Source organism: Acidimicrobiales bacterium (assembly GCA_022452145.1).
Classification (GTDB): domain Bacteria; phylum Actinomycetota; class Acidimicrobiia; order Acidimicrobiales; family MedAcidi-G1; genus UBA9410.
This window is the reverse complement of sequence record JAKURY010000032.1, coordinates 1-18,352: the sequence shown is the minus strand read 5'-3', so window position 1 is coordinate 18,352 and position 18,352 is coordinate 1. Positions and strand designations below refer to the sequence as shown.

The following is an 18,352-nucleotide window of genomic DNA, read 5'->3' as shown; positions in this document are numbered from 1 at the left end:
CGCGGCCGATCGGCATCCTGGTCAACCCGCGTTCCGGTACCGATGTGCGCCGTGCTGTCGCCGCGGCGGGCAGCGTGACCGTGGAGGACAAGGCCAACGTGGCGCGTCGGGTGGTACGTGGGGCCCGGGAGGCCGGAGCGCAGCTGTTCATGGTCCACCACGACACGCACAGGATCGTGCGCCGGGCCACCGAGACCATGCGCGACGTCGAGTTGTCGTGGATCGACCTGGACCTGACCTTCACCGAGGAGGACACCGTCGCAGCGGTGGCCGCCATGCGGGCTGCCGGCTGTGCGGTGGTGGTCGTCATCGGCGGCGACGGTACGAACCGGGCGGCGGCCCGGGCCTGGCCCGACCTCCCCGTGGTGCCACTGTCGACGGGCACCAACAACGCCTTCCCCGTGCTGGTGGAGGCCACCGTGGCCGGGGCGGCGGCCGGCCACCTCGCCCTGGGCCGGTGTGAGCCGGAAGACGTGACCCGGATCGCCAAGGTGGTCCGCGTGACCCCCAGAGATGCCGAGCTACCCGACGACCTGGCCCTGGTGGACGTACTTGCAGTCGACGACCCCTATCTGGGGTCGTTCGAGCTCTTCGACCCGGCGACCCTCAGGCTGGCCGTGCTCACCCGGGCCGACCCGACCGCGGTGGGTTTCGCCGGCGTGGCCGGGCTGGTGGAACCGGTCGGCCCGGACGACGAGGGCGGCCTCCTGCTCCGGTTCGGGCCGGTGGCCGACTGCGACAGGGTGGTGCGGGGGCCGACCGCCCCGGGGCACTACGACGACCTGGGCCTGACCGAGGTTCGACGGCTCGCCGAGGGTGACGAGGTTCCGGTGGAGGGTCCCCTGCTCCTGGCCTTCGATGGTGAGCGGAAGCGGCGCCTGGTGGCGGGCGAGGAGGTCGTGCTGACGATCCGGCGCGACGGACCCCGGGTGGTGGACGTGGCGGCCGTCATGTCCAAGGCAGCGGCCGACGGTTCCTACCTCCGTTGAGGTGCATGGGTCCGGCCCCGCCTGGACCGGCCCGTTTCGGCCATGACGGGGTCAGCCGGCAGGGAGCCAGGTCACGACAGCACCATCAGGTAGCCGACGGCGCTGGATGCCGCGCCTGCGGCGACCAGTGGGAACCCGGTCCCCGAAGGGATCCGCGGTAGCCGGGGTGCGGCCACCAGCAGGGGTCCCAGCAGAGGTGCCAGGTAGCGCCACTGCGGCGTGAGGCCGGCGAAGCCTGCGGGAGAGCCGTTCACCGCTGGGGCGGTGAAGTACAGGTACTCGGAGGCCGTTCGATCCACGTGCGGGCCGCCTCAGGCAGCCGGCCAGCCGACGAGGAGGTCCGGTACGTCGGCCAGCCGCTCGACGACCGGGAACTCGGCGGCGGCGGCCGCCACGGGGTCCGGCTCCTCCATCACCCACGTCGTGGTGTGCGGGACGTGGATGGCCCACCCACCGATGCCGAGCACGGGCAGCACGTCGGATCTGACCGAGTTGCCCACCATTACGAAGGTCGATGGTTCGATGGAGTGCCGGTCCAGCACAGCGGTGTAGGTGGTCTCGTCCTTCTCGGCCACCACCTCAACCTGCCAGAACCGGTCCGCCAGGCCGCTACGGGCCACCTTGCCCATCTGGTCGTTCAGGTCGCCCTTGGTGATGACGAGGAGGCGGTGCGTGGTGGCGAGGCGGTCGATGGCAGTCGACACCCCGTCCAGGAGCTCGATCGGGTGGTCGAGCAACTCGTGGCCCCAGGAGACGATCTCGCCGATCCTCCTGCCCTCCACCAGGCCTTTGGAGAGGTCGACGGCGGTGGTGATCATGGAGAGCACGAAGCCCTTCACGCCGTAGCCGTGGCGGTCGATGTTGGCCCGTTCGGTGGCAAGGAGTGCGCTGTCCGTAGTGTCGCTGTCGGCCCATGGCGCCATCAGGACCCGGAACCGACCCTCCACCTCGTGGAACCGGGCTTCGTTCTCCCAGAGCGTGTCGTCGGCGTCGAGGCCCAGCACCGGGAGGGTCTCAGGCGTCTGGTTGGGGGAGGCCACAGTGGGAGAGCCTAGGTGTGATGGTCGGTCGGGTCGGTCGGGTCGGTCGGGTCGGTCGTGTCTGGTGTCCGCGAACGGTCCGGTACCCGGGGGTACCTTGGGCCCATGCGGGACCTGTGCATGCGATCGGCTTGCCTCGGAACGGCCGATGTGCTGGTGATGATGGACGTGAAGGAGTTGACCTTCACCGTCTTCGACCTCGACGAGGTAGACGGACCGGGAGCCGTCGTGCTCTGCGACGTACACATGGACCGGTTGAAGGCTCCCAAGGGCTGGGCCCTCGTCGACGCCCGGACCGGCGGCAACCTGATCCAGTTGCCCGAGCGTCCGATTACCCGGGAGGAGGCCGGCGACGGGATCGTGGGTCCCGTGGCCGATGTCGCTCCCATCCGTCCGGTGGAGGCCGCCGTCCATCCGCTGGCGTCCGCCCGCACCGCCCGGTCGCGTCCCGAGCCCGCCCAGATGCCGTCTGCCGCCGAGACGCCGATGCTGGCCCGTGCCTTCCTCGGCGTCGACCGGCACCCGGCCGCGCCGTCCGACGAATCGGACCCTGCCGTGGATCCCTTCGGTGACCAGTCATGGGACCAACGGGACCAGCGCGAGGTGCTGGACGAGCAGGACGACGACGGTCAGTTCATCTTCGGGGGCGAGCCGGGCGCCTGAACGCCTCCGGTCTGCCCATGACGGCGCTTGCCGCCCGGGCGCTGGTGCTCACGATCCTCGTTGCCGGCTGTAGTGGTCAGCCGGGAGAGGTCGCCGGCGAGTTGTTCGCCGACCCGCCGGGTGCGACGACCTCAGCCCAACCGGGCGCTGAGGTGGCCACGACGGTTGCATCGACCAGTACGGGTCCGCCGACCAGTGTCGGCACGCCTGGTGCCGACCCGCCGAGCACGAGCCCGACCACCACGACGATTCGGATCACCACGACGGCTACACCGACCACCGTCGTCCCGCCGACCACCAGCCTCCTGCCGACGACGGGTTGGTCTGCCGGTAGCTGGGTCGACCCGGGCACGATAGGCCAGCCGTGGGGGAGCGTTCCCGGCGTGCTTACGTTCCGCGGGTCACCGACCCGGAGTTGGCACGGGACGGGACCCGTTCCGGTGGATCCGGTGGTGGCCTGGCGGTTCCCCCGTGACGGGAAGATGTGCTCGCTCTCGGTGGTCGGCGACGTGGAGAAGGAGTGGTGCGGCGTCGGTTGGACCGGCCAACCTGCGGTGTTCCAGCGCGACGGCCACACCTGGGTGGTGTTTGGCGGCCTCGACGGCAAGGTCCACTTCCTCGACGGGATAACGGGTGCACGTCGGCTCCCGGACTTCACCACCGGCGACCTGGTCAAGGGTTCGGTCACCGTGGACCCCGACGGCTATCCCCTCGTCTACGTCGGCTCCCGGGACGACCTGATGCGGGTTATCGCCTTCGATCGGGACGAACCGGTCGAGCTGTGGAGCCTCCACGCCGAGGACTCCGGCCAACCTCTCTGGAACACCGACTGGGACGCCGCTCCACTGGTGCTGGCCGACCACCTGTTCGCCGCCGGTGAGAACAGCCGCTTCCACGTGGTCAGGCTTCGACGGGGCTACGACGCCGACGGCCTGGTCACCGTCGATCCGGACATGGTCTGGTTCACCCACGGATGGGACAACCAGCTCATCGCCGACGTCGGCTACAACCTGTCGATAGAGAACTCGCCCCTGGTGATCGGCGACACGCTCTGGTTCGCCAACTCCGGCGGCCTGGTCCAGGGCTGGGACATCGCCGGCCTGGCCATCGGGGTTACGCCGCGCCGGATTTTTCGCTTCTGGGCGGGTGACGACGTGGACGCCACTCTGGTTCCCGATGCCGAGGGGATGCTCTACGTGGCCGTCGAGTACGAGCGGGAGACCGACCGGTCTCACGAGTTGGGACAGGTCATCAAGCTGGATCCGTCGAACCCGTCGGATCCGCTGGTGTGGGCGCTCGAGGCCCGGTCGGAGGCGCCGTCGGGGGTGTGGTCCACGCCGGCCGTGCACCGTGACCTGCTCATCGTCGCCACCGACGACGGCGAGGTCCTAGGCATCGACCGGGAGGTGGGCAGCGTTCGTTGGACACTGCAGCTTCCCCGGCCCGTCTGGTCGTCGCCTACGGTGGTGGACGACGTGATGGTGATCGGGGACTGCGCCCCGGCCGGCCGGGTACTCGCCTTCGACGTGGCCGACACGAGCGTCGTTCCTCCGTTGCTTTGGGAGGTGCCGACCGGGGCATGCATAGAGGCGTCCCCGACCATATGGAACGGCACCGTCTACATGGGCTCCCGGGACGGCTACATGTACGCACTGCGCGACCGCCGCTGACCGGTCGTGGCCTGCCGGATGGGATCCGTCGGGTTACCCGCAGTTAGGTTCGCCGCTGACCATCCACCCGTTCCACCACGCCGGGCCTCCGCCCGTGCCGCTGCTGATCCAGGAAGCCCCCCATGGCCGATGTCACCGAAGTCGAGGTCACCGAAGTCGAGATCCGGGACCTGACCAGGCAACTCATCGCCGAGGTCCCACCGCAGGAGGTGGACCAGTTCGAGTTCCGGGGCGCCCAGTTCGATCGGGGCCTGGCCCTGGTGCAGTTCCCCGTGGGCCTGGGTGGGCTGGGCCTGTCCAGCCGCAGGATGCAGACGGTCGTCGACTCGGAGCTGCGGGCTGCAGGTGTGACGTACCACGACCTCAACATCAACCCGATCGGAATCGGAATGGGGGCACCGGTGGTGCTCACCTACGCCTCCGACGAGCAGAAGCAGCGCCTCCTCCGACCCATGTACACCGGTGAGGAGATCTGGTGCCAGATGTTCTCAGAGCCGGGCTCGGGCTCCGACGTGGCCGGTCTCTCCTGCCGGGCCGTCCGGGACGGCGACGAGTGGACCGTCAACGGGCAGAAGGTGTGGACGACGCTGGCCCACGTGTCGCGCTGGGGGATGCTGGTCGCCCGGACCGACCCCGATCAGCCCAAGCACAAGGGCCTCACCTACTTCCTGCTGGACATGGAGTCCGAGGGCGTAGACGTCCGACCGCTCCACCAGATCACCGGCGAGGCCGAGTTCAACGAGATTTTCCTGACCGACGTGCGGATACCGCACGACCGGGTGTTCGGCGAGGTGGGCGGTGGATGGGGTGCTGCGGTGACCACGCTCATGAACGAGCGGGTGGCTCTGGGTGGCGGCGTGCCCAAGAAGGGCTCAGGTCCGATCGGCGACCTGGTCAAGCTCTGGGGCGAGCGGAAGGGCGCTCTGGATCCGGTGGCCCACGACGTTATGCGCGACCGGGTGGCCAACCTCTGGACGCAGGCAGAGGCGTTGCGGCTCACCAACTGGCGGGCCCGCGAGGCGTCCAAGGGTGGCAACCCCGGACCCGAGGGTTCGGTCACCAAATTGATGTCGGCCGAGATGAACCAGCACATCTACGAGACGTGCATGGACCTGCTGGGCGCCGACGGGATGGTCTACGAGGCCGGATACGAGCGCAAGCGGCCTACCGGCCTCCGGGGGCCGGGCATCCATCCCAGGTACTCGTTCCTGCGGGCCCGGGCTAACACCATCGAGGGCGGCACCTCCGAGGTGATGCGGAACATCCTGGGGGAGCGGGTCCTGGGCCTGCCGGGCGACGTGCGGGTGGACAAGGACATCGCCTGGGCTGACGTCCCCCGCAACTAGCCGGGGCCCCGTTCCACCCGGCTTCGGGTGGTCGGGCCTAGCCCCGGTGCCAGGAGGTGCCCCTGGCGGAGTCCTCCAGGACGATCCCCCGGGCGGCAAGTTCATCGCGGATGCGATCGGCCCTGCCGAAGTCCTTCGCCGCCCTGGCGGCCAGGCGCTCGTCGACCAGGGCGTCTATCTCGTCGTCCTCGGCGTCGCCGACGGCCCGTGCCGGCGCGGCCGCCGAGCCCAGCTCCAGCCCGAGGGCTCCGGCAAACTGGATCGCCGCAGCGTGCAGGCCGGCGGCGGTGCCGTCGTCCTCGGCGTCCAGTGCCCGGTTGGCGTCCCGCACGGCGTCGAAGATCACGGCCAGGGCCTGCGGTGAGCCGAGGTCGTCGTCCATGGCCGAGGTGAACCGGGCCACCGCGTTGGCGTCCGGCTCGGTGTCGGGCAGGTCCGCGGCGGCCATCCGGTCGGCGAACTTGTCGAGGCGGGCCAGGGCGGCGGCCGACTGGTCCAACGTGGCCGGGCCGACCTCCATGGTGCGCCGGTAGTGCGTCTGGAGCACCAGCAGGCGCAGTGCCCTGGGATCCCAGGTGTCGAGCAGGTCGTCCAGCGTGGTGAAGTTCCCCAGCGACTTGGACATCTTCTCGCCGTCCACCTGGACCATCCCGTTGTGGATCCAGTGGCGGGCGAAGGCCCGTTCGCAGCCCAGCGCCTCGGCGCGCTCGTTCTCGTGGTGCGGGAAGACGAGGTCGTCTCCACCGCCGTGGATGTCGAAGCCGTCGCCCAGCAGGTGCAGCGACATGGCCACGCACTCGATGTGCCAGCCGGGACGGCCGGGACCCCAGGGCGAGTCCCATGTGGGCTCGCCGGGCTTGGCTGCCTTCCAGAGGGCGAAGTCCAGCGGATCGCCCTTGTCGTCGTCCACCTCGACACGGGCACCGGCACCCTCCCGGAGGTCGTCCACCGAGCGCCCAACCAGGGCTCCGTAGCCATCCAGGCGGTCCACGTCGAAGTAGACGCCGGAGGCGGTCGTGTAGGCCATGCCCCGGTCGACCAGCTCGCCGACGACCTCGACCATCCTGTCCACGTACTCGGTGGCCCGGGGGCGCAGGTCGGGATGGGCCACGTTCAGCCGGTCCATCTGGCTGATGAAGGACGCCTCGAAGCGACCGGCCACTTCCGGTTCGCTACTGCCCTCGTCCGCGGCCCGGTTGATGATCTTGTCGTCGATGTCGGTGATGTTGGACACCGCGCACACGTCGTAGCCGGACCAGCGCAGGTAGCGGACGAGCACGTCGAATGCCAGCGTCGAGCGGGCGTGCCCCAGGTGGGGGTCGTCGTAGACGGTGGGCCCGCACCAGTAGACCGAGGCCTTTCCGGGGTCGCGGGGGGAGAACTCGACCTTGTCGCCGGTCAGGCTGTCGGTGAAGCGCAGCACCGGGTCAGGATACGGCCAGTGGGCCGGACCCCCGCCGGGATGCGGCCCTTCCGGGCCTCAGGTGTAGGCAGGCTCCGCGGCCCTGGTCACGTGGTGCGGACCCAGGACTCGGGGATGGTGGCGTCCAGCCGCAGGCCCAACAGGGCGGCTGCGGTGGCCAGGCCCGAGGCTGCCGTCGGGTCCTCGCCCGACCCGGCCAGGATGCCTCCGGCCAGCAGGTCGATGGCGTCACAGGCCGTCACCGTGTCTAGGTCGTCGTCGAGGGCAGCCCGCACGGCGGCCAGGGTGGGGGCTGGGTTCGGGCCACGGGGCCTCCGGGCAGCTGCGATCAACCGGTCCAGTCGGGTGACGGCGTCGTCGATGTCGTAGTCGAACCACTCGAAGCCATCGCGGTAGTGGTGGGCCATGAGGGCGAGGCGGATGGCCCTCGGGTCGTGCATGCGGCGCAGGTTCCGGACGAACACCAGGTTGCCCAGCGACTTGGACATCTTGGTGCCCTCGTAGGCCACCATCCCCACGTGCATCCAGTGGCGGGCCAGCGGCTCCCCGGTGGCCGCCCGGCTCTGTGCCGCCTCGCACTCGTGGTGGGGGAACGTCAGGTCGTCGCCCCCGCCGTGCAGGTCGATTGTGTCGCCGAGTTCGGCCATGGCCATGGTGGAGCACTCGATGTGCCAGCCGGGGCGACCGGGACCGAACGGCGACTCCCACGACGGCTCGCCGTCGTTGCTGGCCTGCCACAGTACGAAGTCCAACGGGTTGCGCTGCCGGGGGTCGTCGGGGTGCCCGCCGCGTTCGGATGCGTAGGTGAGCATCGTGGCCTCGTCGAGCCCGGTGATCGAACCGAACCCATCCCAGGTGGACACGTCGAAGTAGGTGTTGCCCTCGACGGTGTAGGTGTGGCCGTTGGCCTCGAGGCGGCCGATCAGGTCGAGCATGCCGTCGATGGACTCGGTGGCCGTGGGCTCGGCGGTCGCCGGCCGGAGGTCCAACGCCGCAAGGTCGGAGTGGAAGAGCTCCATCTCGCGGGCGGCCAGCTCCAGGTGGTCGACGTCCAGCTCCCGTGCCTTGGCCAGGATCGAGTCGTCGACGTCGGTGACGTTGCGGACCATCCGCACCTCGTGGCCCAGGTCCTCCAGGCGGCGGACCACCAGGTCGAACGTGAGGTAGGTGAAGGCGTGGCCGAGGTGGGTGGCGTCGTACGGCGTGATGCCGCAGACGTACATCGACACGCTCGGGCCGGGCTCGAAGGGGACGACCTCGCCGCGGGCCGTGTCGTACAGGTGCATTCCCATGGGCGGGGACGGTAGTGGGAGACTGGACCCGTCGCGGCCTTCGCTCGGAGGTGCTCCCGGTTGAGGTCCGTGGCCCTGGCCACGGTGACGCTCCCGGTCCCGGGGTCAGCCCCGCACGAACGGGACCGAGTGTTCCCAGTCGGCGAGCATGGTCCGCAGCGCGGTGACCAGCAGGAGGGGCTGGTCGAGCATGACGTGGTGTCCCGCCAACGGGATCTCCACCACGGGCGCCACCCGGCCCAGCTGCTCGTACATGTACGCGCCGATGTCGGCCGTGACCAGGCCGTGCTGGGCCCGGAACAGGGCGATCCGACAGGTGATGCGTGGCAGCAGGTCGTCGGCGGCCGCCCGGTCGGGGAGGAAGATGGCCGGGTCGAACTTCCAGGTCACGCCGCCCTCGCATGCCCGCAGCGAGTGGGCCGCCACGTCGGCCATGACGAACGGCTCGTAGTGGTCCTGTTCGGGCACGGTCCGGAAGCGGGCGATGGCCGCGGCGGCGTCCGCGTACACCTTGGTGTTTCGGAAGTTGTCGCGGCGACCGGTGTCCATCTCGGGGTCGGCGCGTACCACCGGCGAGTCGATGACGATGCCGCCGGCCAGACGGTCGGGATGTCCAGCTGCGGTGGCCAGTGTGACGAAGCCGCCCATGGAGTGTCCGATCACGATCGGCGGGCCGGCCATGTCGGCGGCGTCGGCCACGGCCACGACCTCGTCGGTCCACCTCTCCAGCGAGTACATGTCACGCCTGTCGCTGTCACCGTGGCCGGAAAGGTCCAGGGCCGCGACGCGGTAGTTGTCGGCGAACTGGGCGGCCACGTGGGTCCACCAGTGGGCGTGGGCCGCTCCGCCATGGACGAACACCAGGCCGGGCTTGCCGGTTTCGCCCCAGGTCAGGTAGTGGATCGAGGCACCGTCGACGTCGACTGTGGCGTCCCCGTGTGGCACGTCCAGAGCATGCCGGTACCAGGCTGGGGCGTCCTGCCGTGTGGTCATGCGCCCCCGACAGGAATCGAACCTGTGACCTACCGCTTAGGAGGCGGTCGCTCTATCCGACTGAGCTACGAGGGCGAGAGAGGCGCGTTATGTGGCGCGTTACCGCCCAGAACGGTAGTTCCCGTGACGAAGGCTATCGGTGGGGCCATCTTTGTCTGGCCGTGCCGTCGGGCCACCCTCCACGAAGGCGGGCGAGGCACGGCCTTTCGGGTACTCACCACATCCGCACGGTCCCCTCCGAGGCTCTGGTGGCCACCCCACCCACGTGGAGCCGGGTAGGCAGCCCGTCGACCATGACGACCTCGGTCCGGATGAGGCTGGGTCGACCCATCTCCACCCCCTGAGCCGCTACTACCACTACCGGGCTATCCGCGTCGACGTCGGCCAGGCCGCTACGCACGAGGTGGCAGGCCAGGGCCCGGTTGGTGGTACCTGTGGCCGCGGCCTCAGGAGTTCCCACTGCCGGGCAGAAGTCCCGGCACCGAATGGTCACCGCCGGGTCACCGGTCTCGGTGGTGAACACCGCCAGCGTGTCCGCGCCGATTCGGCGGCACAGGTCGGCCACCGCCGCATAGTCGGGGCTGAGCCTCCCGATGGCGGCCAACCCGTCGACCCGGACCACCAGATGGGTGAAGTCGGCACTTGCCGCTTCCAGCGCCAACGGCTCGATGACCGCCCCGACGCCGATGCCCAGGAGCCGTGCCACCTCGGGGGCGTCAACCGGGCAGGGTTCAGCAACGGTCGGCCCCAGGGCCAGCATGACCTCCGGTCGCCCGTCGGCCCTTGCTGCCACGTCCACGGTTGCCGTACCGCCCGGCGTACGGAGTGTCCACGGCACCGCTTCTGGGCCTGCTGCCAGCCGGCCCTCCTCGACCAGCCAGGTGAACACGGCGATGGTCCCATGACCACACATCGGATACTCGGTGAGCGTCGAGAAGAACCGGACGTCCACCACCCCCGAGTCCACGCCGGTCACGAAGCAGGTAGCCGGCGCCCCCACCTCGGTTGCCACCTGCTGCATCCGCTCAGCGCTGAATCCAGTAGCGGTCCCGACCACACCGGCGACGCTGCCACCACCCGGCAGCTCCGAGAAGGCGTCGTAGAGCGTCAGCGTCCGGTCAGATGCGGTCATGCCACGGCTCCGCCTGTTCGAGTTCACGGACCAGACGCAGGACCGTGGCCTCGGCGCCCATCGCTGCGCCGAACTGGACCCCGATCGGTAGGCCGCCGTCGGACCACCCGAGGGGCACTGACGCCGCCGGACCGCCGGTCACGTTGAACAGCGGGGTGAACGGGATTGCATCCAGGAGGCGCTGGAAGTAGCTGTCCCAGTCGTCGGTCTGCATGTCGAGCACACCCAGGGCCATTGGCGGCTCGGCAAGCGTGGGGGTGAGCAGCAGGTCGAACCGCTCGAAGAACTCCTCCATGGCGTGGGCCACTCTCCGGGCGTGGCGAAGTGCCGCCTCGTAGGCGGCACCGTCATGGCGTGCGCCAGCCTCGAAGCACGCCACCGTGATCGGCTCCAGCAGCCCTCCCGCCACAGCGGCCGGCTGATCGGCCAGCACGGTCTGCACCACCTGTCGGATATTCGTGGTGAACACCACGTCGAGCGCGTCGCGGAGTGCCCCGCCTTCGACCGGCGGTCGCACCTCCTCGACCAGGCAGCCCACGGACTCGCAGAGGCGCGCCGCACCGGTGGTGGCCCGTACGCATTCCTCCGACACCGCCTCGCCAGCCAGGCCGTTGGTCCACAACGCCACGCGGAGTTCCGGCATGTCACGGACCAGCGCATCGGCGAAGGATCCCGCCGACCCGCCGAATTCGTCGGCCCGACCGGGCAGGGGTCCGGCGGTGGCGTCGAGCAGCACCGCCGAGTCACGGACGCTGTGGGTCACGGCATGGCCGGCACTCAGCCCGCCGAGGCCCTCGGGCTGGTCGTTGCCGAGTGGCACCCGCGACCGCGAGGGCTTGAGCCCGAACAACCCACAGTTCGAGGCCGGAATCCGAATCGACCCTCCGCTGTCGGTGGCATGTGCAGCTGGCACTACGCCGGTCGCCACGGCGACGGCCGAACCGCCGCTCGAACCACCGGCGCTACGGGTCGGATCGAACGGGTTAGGGGTGACCCCGAACAGTGCCGGTGCCGTGCACACGTTCAGGCCGAACTCCGGCGTGTTGGTCTTCCCGAGGAGGACCAGGCCGGCGGTCCGCAGGCGTTCGACCAGCACGGCGTCGCGGTCGGGCACGAAGTCCGCAAGGGCCCGACTCCCGTTGGTGGCCGGCATGCCCCGGACCCAGGTGTTGAGGTCCTTGACGAGGTACGGCACGCCGGCCAGCGGACCGACCGGCAGGTGTGCACCGACATCGCGGTGGGCGTCGTCGAAGCAGGTGGTGACCACGCCGTTCAACGGCCGTTCTGTCGCCTCGATCCTCGCCATGCCCATCTCGACGACCTCGGCTGCTGTCACCTCACCGACGGCCACCAGCGCGGCCAGCCCGACGGCGTCGCGGCGGTCGTACTCGTCGGCACTCAGCACCGGCAGGCCTCAGTCCAGAACGGATATGAGGACAGCGCTTCGACTCCGTCGGCCGTCACCTGGACCATCTGCTCCAGCTTCACACCCTGTGTGCCTCCCAGCCGGCCCACGTAGCTCTCCACGGACAGCACCAGGCCGTCCTCGATCTCGCCGTCGTAGCCGCAGCGGCCCCAGTCGTCGGGATACGGGATCTTCGGATACTCGTCGCTCAGTCCCACGCCGTGGAAGGCACAGACGTAGCGCTGGGCGACGACGTCGTCGGGTTGGCGAAGCACGGCTTGGGACAACTCCCTGAACGAGGCCCCGACATGCAGGAGGGCCGTGTTGTGTTCGATCTCGGCCCTGGCCAGTTCGTACACGTCGCTCTGCTCGGCGGTGGGCGGCACCCCGCCACACAGGAACGTCCGGGAGATGTCGGCGCAGTAGCCGAACGGCCCGATCATGTCGGTGTCGAACGGCACCAGGTCGCCGACCTCGATGGTCCGGTCGGAGGCCTCCTGGTACCACGGGTTGCTCCGGGGACCGGAGCACAGCATTCGTCCGTCGATCCAGTCGCCGTCGTGGGCGATGTTGACCTGGTGCAGGATGGACCACAGCTGGTTCTCGCTGATACCGGAGACCAGCGCCGCCTCCATTGCCGCCATCCCGTGCTCGGCCACGTCAATCGAGTAGCGCAGGGCGTCGAGTTCCAGCGGCGACTTGCGGCTGCGAGCCAGTTCGAGGACAGGGTCTGCGTCGACGACGCGCAGGCCGGCGTCGGCCAGGGCCGTATGCCCGCTGGGCGACGTGCGCTCCAGGCCGACCACGGCATCCGGCGGTAGTCCGACCTCGGAGAGGTAGTTGGCCACATCGGCGGCAAACCCGGCTGCGACCGCCGACAGGTCCAGGCCGGCATCAAAGGCTGTAACCGAATGGGCCGGCCGAACATCATCGATTGTGTCGAGCGGGCCGGAATAGCCGCCGTAGAGCACCAGCGGGCCCTCGGCAGGAACCATCAGGTAGGTCGAAGGGATGTGACTCTGGAACAGGGGAAAGCCCCGGTAGTCGGCGGCGTACCGGAGGCTCACCGGGTTGGTCAGCACGCACACGTCAAGACGGTGGTCGACCATGGTCTCCCGGAGCCGGGCCAGGCGACCGGCACGTAGTGCATCCAGGTCCAGGGGTGGTGGCGGCAGGAACTTGGGCACGGCGCGGACCATAGACCCCGCTGGTCCGCTGGAGAGCGTGTTCTTCCCTGTCGCAATGCGTCCGGGACCCACCGTGCCGTTTCCGAGAATCGCCCGCGTCCGAGAGGTGATCGGTTCGACACGTGGGCTCCGCCCCGATGCGCTGCGAGAATGCGCCGGTGCAGACCCGAGCGATCACCCTGCTGGCCTCGTCGTGCCTTCTGCTGGCTGCGTGCGGGGGTTCATCCGAGCCCGAGGTGCAGACCACCGGAACGACGGATGTTCCCACTGCGACGGCACCCGCCACCACGTTGCCGGCTGCGGCCGGACCCGACGTCGCTGGGGAGGTCGACGAGGTGATCGACGAGGTGATCGAAGGCGTCCGCGAGGCGCTGGTGAAGTTGGTGATGGAGCGCGAGGGCATCGAACGGGGTGCTGCCGAGGAGCGGGCCAACCTCCTCATGGAGCGAGGAGCCGACCCCGCGGTCGTCGAGCAACAGATGGCCATCTACGCCAGCTGGATGGACAACTACCCAGTGCATCCCGTGCTGGGTCGGCACTGGACCGAGGATCAGGCCGAGTGCGCCATCGTGACCATGATGCGTGTCGAAGGGGTCGCCAGAACCGGATGGCTGATGAACGAGGCCAGGACCGGCGGGATGTCCGTGGAGGACGCGCAGGCCCTCGTGCAGCCCGTCGCCTACTGCGTGGATCTCGTGGCGATGGCGCGAGCCGAGTTGACGTCCGTGGGCGTCCCGCAGGACCTGGACTGCCTCCTGGCCGGCGTGGTCGAAGAGGAGGTCGCAACCTGGTACGTCGCCGTGTTCACCGACGGCCCGGCGGGGTTCAACGCAGCCCTCAGGGAGGGCGTCGACCTCACCTGCCCGACCGCTCCATAGGCGATCCGGATCAAGGTAGGACCCCGTCTCACCGTCCGACCAGATGGCGATTCCGCCCTGAACCCTTTTACGCAACGGCGGCGACCGGTCATCCGTGGCACGATCTGCGCTCCGGACAACTGGCCGGGCGGAGTGAGGTAGGAGGGGAAGCCCATGTCCATCGAACATGAGATCTCGGTCGGGTCCGAGGCCGATGCCGAGGCGGCGGCCCACTTCGACCAGTACGACACGCAGGACATCTGGCAGAAGGACAAGGACCACTTCATCCACCCGTGGACCGACTTCGCCACCTTCCACGAGAACGGCTCGCTCGTCGTCGCCGAGTCCGAGGGCGCCTACATATTCGACAGCGACGGTCGCCGCTACCTGGACGGCATTGGTGGGCTGTGGTGCGTGAACGCCGGCTATGGGCGGGCCGAGATCGGTCGGGCCATGGCCGAGCAGGCCACGAAGATGACCTACTACTCGTCGTTCGGCCACCACACGACGATTCCCGTCGCCGAGCTCTCCGCCAAGTTGGCCAGCCTGGCGCCCGGGCCGCTCAACCACGTGATCTACGGGTCGGGCGGGTCGATGGCCAACGACACCACGGTTCGGCTGGTCCACTTCTACTTCAACCAGCTGGGCATGCCCGACAAGAAGATGGTCATCACCCGGGAGAACGGCTACCACGGCTCCACCTACCTGGCGATGTCGATGACCGGGATCGACTACGACCACATCGGGTTCGACGTCATCGGCGAGCCGCTCATCCAGCGGGTCTCCGGCCCGGACCTCTACCGGCGCCCCGACGGCACCACGCCGGAGGAGTACACCGCCATGCTGCTCGACGAGTTCCGCACCAAGGTCGAGGCCCTGGGCCCCGAGAACGTCGCAGCCTTCTTCGCCGAGCCGATCATGGGCGCCGGCGGCGTGCTGCTCCCGCCACCCGGCTACCTGCCGGGCATGCGCGACCTCTGCACCGAATACCGGATCCTCTTCGTGTCCGACGAGGTGGTGACCGCCTTCGGCAGGCTCGGACACTTCTTCGCCTCGGAGGACGTGTTCGGGATCGTCCCCGACATCATCAACTCGGCCAAGGGCCTCACCTCGGCGTACGCGCCGCTATCGGCCACGCTCATATCCGACGAGATCTACGACGTCATCAGCGTCCCGCAGGCCGAGGGTTCGGTGTTCGCCCATGGCTTCACCTACTCCGGCCATCCGGTGTGCTGTGCCGCCGCGCTCGCCAACATCGAGATCATCGAACGTGAGGACCTCTGTGGGCACGTCCGACGGGTCGGCCCGTACTTCTCCGAGCGCCTGGCCACCCTCTCCGACCTCGGGATCGTGGGCGACGTGCGGGGCAGCCACTTCATGCAGTGCGTGGAGAACGTGGCCGACAAGGAGACGAAGGAACTCTTCGACCCGTCGGTGCACGTCGGCGACAGGGTGGCCGACGCCTGCGAGAAGCGCGGGCTCATCGTGCGGCCCATCGCCCACCTGAACGTGCTGTCGCCGCCGCTGGTTCTGAGCGTCGAACAGATCGACTGGATGGTCGACGTGCTGCGCGAGGGCATCATCGAGGTCCAGGCCGACCTTGTGGCCGAGGGGCTCTGGGGCCCGGCATGACCGCTACGGGGAGCGACCTGTCCAGCGACGTTCCCCGAGGGGCATCGTGGGAGGTCCTTCCCGAATTCGAACGGTTCAGCCAGGTCGACGACGTCTTCAACCGGTCCTTCTGGGACCCCGAGGTCGCCACCGACGAGGCACGTCGGTTCTTCCGCTCGTACCGGGAACCGCTCACCGAGTGGCGAAACGCCGCCGGATTCGGGCAGCGGGACTACGCCATCCGAAATGCCGCTTGGCAGGTTGTGGACGTCTTCGCAGAGATGCACGATGCCGACGACCTCCGCGACGGGTTTCTGAGCCCGCTCACACAACTGCGCGACGGCCCGGAGGACCGATTCGACCTAGGTACGCCCGACGAGGCGACGGCGACCGTGAAGCAGGTGGCCCGGGCCTTCGGGGCCGACCTGGTCGGGATCTGTGCCCACGACGAGCGGTGGGTCTACACGGAGCGGTACGCCCGACACGCCAACGAGGGACGTCCGGTCGACCTGCCCGCCGGTCTGACCAGCGTCATCGTGTTGGGACAGGCCATGGACCACGACCTGGTTGACACCGTGCCGTCGGCTCTGTCCGGAGCGGCGACCGGGCTGGGGTACTCAAAGGACGTCCTCGTCCTGCTGGCCACGGCACAGTGGCTCCGGAACCTCGGCTACAAGGCGGTACCCAGCCTCAACGACTCGGCGCTGGTCATCCCTCAGGCCCTTCAGGCCGGGCTCGGCGAGTACGGCAGGCACGGCCTGGTCATCACGCCCGAGTACGGGCCGCGTGTCCGGTTCGGAAAGGTTTTCACCGACGCCCCGGTGGCCCACGACGCACCGATCGAGTTCGGAGTCACCGCCTTCTGCGAGGGGTGTCGACGTTGCACGGATGCCTGCCCACCGAAGGCGATCCCGGCAGCCGGACCGGTCTCGGTGAAACTCAACCGGTCGTCCATCGGTGGCGTGCGCAAGTGGTCGGTCGACGGCGAGAAGTGCTTCTCCTACTGGGGCCAGATCGCCAGCGACTGCATGATCTGCATCCGGGTCTGTCCGTACAACAAGGACTTCACGAAGCGACGCCACCGGATCGGCCGTCGCCTGGCGGCCACCCGCCTACGTGGGCTGATGCTCTGGCTGAACGGGCGGCTGGGATTCGGCCTACGCCTCAAGCCGGGTGACTGGTGGGCAGGAGCCACCCGCCGGCGGACCTGACCCTGCTGGGGGTCGGGCGGCTGGGCCAGACAGTGGGTGCGTCAGGTCCGGGTGCCGCTGAACGGCGCAGTCCCGAAAGCACCCAACTTGGCCTCGCCGCTGATTGCATCGCCGTCGACGGTGGCCGTGGCCTCGATGGTGATGGGCATCGGCGAGGTCATGTTGACGGTCCACGCCAGGTTGTCACCATCGACCGTGCCGTTCTCCAGTTCCATCGTTCCCTGCGGGCCGCCCATGGTGCCGGTGAGGGTGCCGCCGTCGGTGGTCAGCGTGAGAGTTCCCGCCTGCTCGCCCATCGGAGTCTTCATGGTCATGTTCCAGGTGCCGTCGGCGCCCATGGTTTTGCTCCTCTTCCGGCCCGCCGCTCGGCCTGGGCCATGCGGCCACCGTAGGGCCTGTGACGAGACCACTACGGTTCGGGCGGTCCGGCTGGCGGAATCCACGATGTACGAGGAGGAGCGTTAACAGAATCTTGGAGTCGGCGTTGAGCGAATCAGCCCAGAATTTCTGGCGGATGAAATGAGAGAAAATATGACCGCGAAGCGCGCTGTTGTCCTGGTCGTGCTTCTGGTGGTCTCCGCGTGCGGTGGCAGCGCGGAAACGAACGCACTCGTCACCACGACCTCCGCCGCACCAACTACGACTCAGGCTCCCGCCACGACTGCGCCTACGGCCACGGTCGCGCCAACTACGACTCAGGAACCGGCCACCACGACGGCCACGACGGCCACGACGGCCACGACGGCCACGACGACCACGACGACCACGACGACCACGACGACCACGACGGCCGTGCCCGTCCCGGAAGGGTCGGACGCACTGCTCGCCACCTGGATCCTCAACCCCGACGGCCACACTGCGGCCGTGATTGAGGACGACGGCCCCATCCCGGTCGACGTGCAGTCCGTCGAACTGGCGACTGTCGAAGGCGTCGACTACGTCCACGTGCTGGCCACCGGGATCCCTGACTACACGCACCTGCTCACGGACGCCGGCGCCGCCTTCCTCGAGGACCGCCCAAGGGCCGACACCGACTTCCGGGAGGGGCACCCACTCGCAGACGCCGGGGACACCCTCGACTTCGGCCAGGACCTCGGCTATGCCAGCACCGGTTGCCGGGACCTGCCGGGCACCGGATACGGCTTCTGGCCACCGGGACCAGCCTGTCCCACCCGCCAGGACTGGGACGCCTGGTTCCCGATCGAACCCGTCGAGGCCACTGAGCCCGGCGCCACTGGCCTCGGCGTCATCGGACTCTGGGTCAACGGCGTCGCCGTCTTCAACTGGGGCGACGGACAGTCCTGGGCGAACGAGCAGACCTGGTTCAACCTCGCCCCCGCCGCCGAGGTCTACGACCTCGACGTATGTCCGGGACACTCCGCAATGGGCACCTACCACCACCACTCGCACCCCGTCTGCCTCGCCGACCAACTTGGCGACGGCGGCTCGGCCCACTCACCCGTCTACGGCTACGCAGCCGACGGGGTGCCGATTGCCGGCCCGTGGGCCACCGACGGCGTGCTCGCCCGCTCC

The 18,352-nt window shown here is 69.1% G+C and carries 18 protein-coding genes and 1 tRNA gene; 8 read left to right on the top strand and 11 right to left on the bottom strand.

Annotation, left to right across the window (positions count from 1 at the left end; all coding sequences use genetic code 11):
• The coding region (locus MK177_09645; GenBank protein MCH2427580.1) for an NAD(+)/NADH kinase at window positions 1-989 on the top strand (989 nt) is incomplete at its 5' end.
• Between the two features lie 71 nt (window positions 990-1,060).
• On the opposite strand, the gene MK177_09640 is transcribed toward MK177_09645, so the two are convergent.
• Together MK177_09640 and MK177_09635 are read right to left on the bottom strand one after the other, a co-directional pair.
• Window positions 1,061-1,288 carry a hypothetical protein gene (locus tag MK177_09640; protein MCH2427579.1) on the bottom strand — a complete coding sequence of 76 codons (228 nt, stop codon included), beginning with the start codon at window positions 1,286-1,288 and terminating at the stop codon, window positions 1,061-1,063.
• Between the two features lie 12 nt (window positions 1,289-1,300).
• Window positions 1,301-2,029 carry an HAD family hydrolase gene (locus MK177_09635; protein MCH2427578.1) on the bottom strand — a complete coding sequence of 243 codons (729 nt, stop codon included), beginning with the start codon at window positions 2,027-2,029 and terminating at the stop codon, window positions 1,301-1,303.
• A gap of 105 nt (window positions 2,030-2,134) precedes the next feature.
• Here MK177_09635 and MK177_09630 point away from each other — a divergent pair, with 105 nt between their 5' ends.
• Window positions 2,135-2,692, top strand: a complete 558-nt coding sequence (locus MK177_09630) for a DUF3499 family protein (GenBank protein ID MCH2427577.1) — start codon at window positions 2,135-2,137, stop codon at window positions 2,690-2,692.
• 76 nt (window positions 2,693-2,768) lie between these two features.
• Here MK177_09630 and MK177_09625 read toward each other — a convergent pair whose 3' ends face one another.
• The gene (locus tag MK177_09625; protein MCH2427576.1) at window positions 2,769-2,990 is read right to left on the bottom strand and encodes a hypothetical protein; all 222 of its coding nucleotides are present in this window, start codon (window positions 2,988-2,990) and stop codon (window positions 2,769-2,771) included.
• Between the two features lie 85 nt (window positions 2,991-3,075).
• Here MK177_09625 and MK177_09620 point away from each other — a divergent pair, with 85 nt between their 5' ends.
• Window positions 3,076-4,362, top strand: coding sequence for a PQQ-binding-like beta-propeller repeat protein (locus MK177_09620; GenBank protein MCH2427575.1), 1,287 nt, complete (start codon window positions 3,076-3,078; stop codon window positions 4,360-4,362).
• 122 nt (window positions 4,363-4,484) lie between these two features.
• Window positions 4,485-5,708 (top strand): acyl-CoA dehydrogenase family protein, encoded by a 1,224-nt coding sequence (locus MK177_09615; protein ID MCH2427574.1) that lies wholly within the window; start codon window positions 4,485-4,487, stop codon window positions 5,706-5,708.
• 37 nt (window positions 5,709-5,745) lie between these two features.
• Here the strand turns inward: MK177_09615 and cysS (MK177_09610) are convergent, their stop codons facing one another.
• From cysS (MK177_09610) to MK177_09580, 7 genes are all read right to left on the bottom strand, one after another.
• Entirely contained in the window at window positions 5,746-7,131 is a 1,386-nt protein-coding gene (cysS, locus tag MK177_09610; GenBank protein MCH2427573.1) for a cysteine--tRNA ligase, read from the bottom strand.
• Window positions 7,132-7,217: 86 nt separating this feature from the next.
• Window positions 7,218-8,423, bottom strand: coding sequence for a cysteine--tRNA ligase (gene cysS, locus MK177_09605; GenBank protein MCH2427572.1), 1,206 nt, complete (start codon window positions 8,421-8,423; stop codon window positions 7,218-7,220).
• A 105-nt stretch (window positions 8,424-8,528) separates the two neighbouring features.
• A complete protein-coding gene (locus MK177_09600; protein ID MCH2427571.1) occupies window positions 8,529-9,416 on the bottom strand; it encodes an alpha/beta hydrolase in 888 nt (295 codons plus the stop codon).
• A 1-nt stretch (window position 9,417) separates the two neighbouring features.
• Window positions 9,418-9,491, bottom strand: a tRNA-Arg gene (locus MK177_09595).
• A 139-nt stretch (window positions 9,492-9,630) separates the two neighbouring features.
• Window positions 9,631-10,548 (bottom strand): PhzF family phenazine biosynthesis isomerase, encoded by a 918-nt coding sequence (locus tag MK177_09590; protein ID MCH2427570.1) that lies wholly within the window; start codon window positions 10,546-10,548, stop codon window positions 9,631-9,633.
• Entirely contained in the window at window positions 10,535-11,953 is a 1,419-nt protein-coding gene (locus MK177_09585) for an amidase (GenBank protein MCH2427569.1), read from the bottom strand. Before MK177_09585 ends, MK177_09590 begins: the two co-directional genes overlap by 14 nt.
• Complete coding sequence (locus MK177_09580) at window positions 11,947-13,140, bottom strand: Xaa-Pro peptidase family protein (GenBank protein MCH2427568.1); 1,194 nt, start codon at window positions 13,138-13,140, stop codon at window positions 11,947-11,949. The genes MK177_09585 and MK177_09580 overlap by 7 nt, the downstream gene beginning before the upstream one ends.
• Before the next feature lie 158 nt (window positions 13,141-13,298).
• On the opposite strand from MK177_09580, the gene MK177_09575 reads away from it, so the two are divergent.
• The 3 genes from MK177_09575 (at window position 13,299) to MK177_09565 (ending at window position 16,819) form a co-directional block, all read left to right on the top strand.
• A complete protein-coding gene (locus MK177_09575) occupies window positions 13,299-14,018 on the top strand; it encodes a hypothetical protein (protein ID MCH2427567.1) in 720 nt (239 codons plus the stop codon).
• A gap of 153 nt (window positions 14,019-14,171) precedes the next feature.
• Window positions 14,172-15,629 carry an aminotransferase gene (locus MK177_09570; GenBank protein MCH2427566.1) on the top strand — a complete coding sequence of 486 codons (1,458 nt, stop codon included), beginning with the start codon at window positions 14,172-14,174 and terminating at the stop codon, window positions 15,627-15,629.
• Entirely contained in the window at window positions 15,626-16,819 is a 1,194-nt protein-coding gene (locus tag MK177_09565) for a 4Fe-4S dicluster domain-containing protein (protein MCH2427565.1), read from the top strand. Before MK177_09570 ends, MK177_09565 begins: the two co-directional genes overlap by 4 nt.
• Window positions 16,820-16,860: 41 nt before the next feature.
• Here the strand turns inward: MK177_09565 and MK177_09560 are convergent, their stop codons facing one another.
• A complete protein-coding gene (locus MK177_09560; protein ID MCH2427564.1) occupies window positions 16,861-17,157 on the bottom strand; it encodes a hypothetical protein in 297 nt (98 codons plus the stop codon).
• A 526-nt stretch (window positions 17,158-17,683) separates the two neighbouring features.
• Here MK177_09560 and MK177_09555 point away from each other — a divergent pair.
• The coding region (locus tag MK177_09555; GenBank protein MCH2427563.1) for a YHYH protein at window positions 17,684-18,352 on the top strand (669 nt) is incomplete at its 3' end.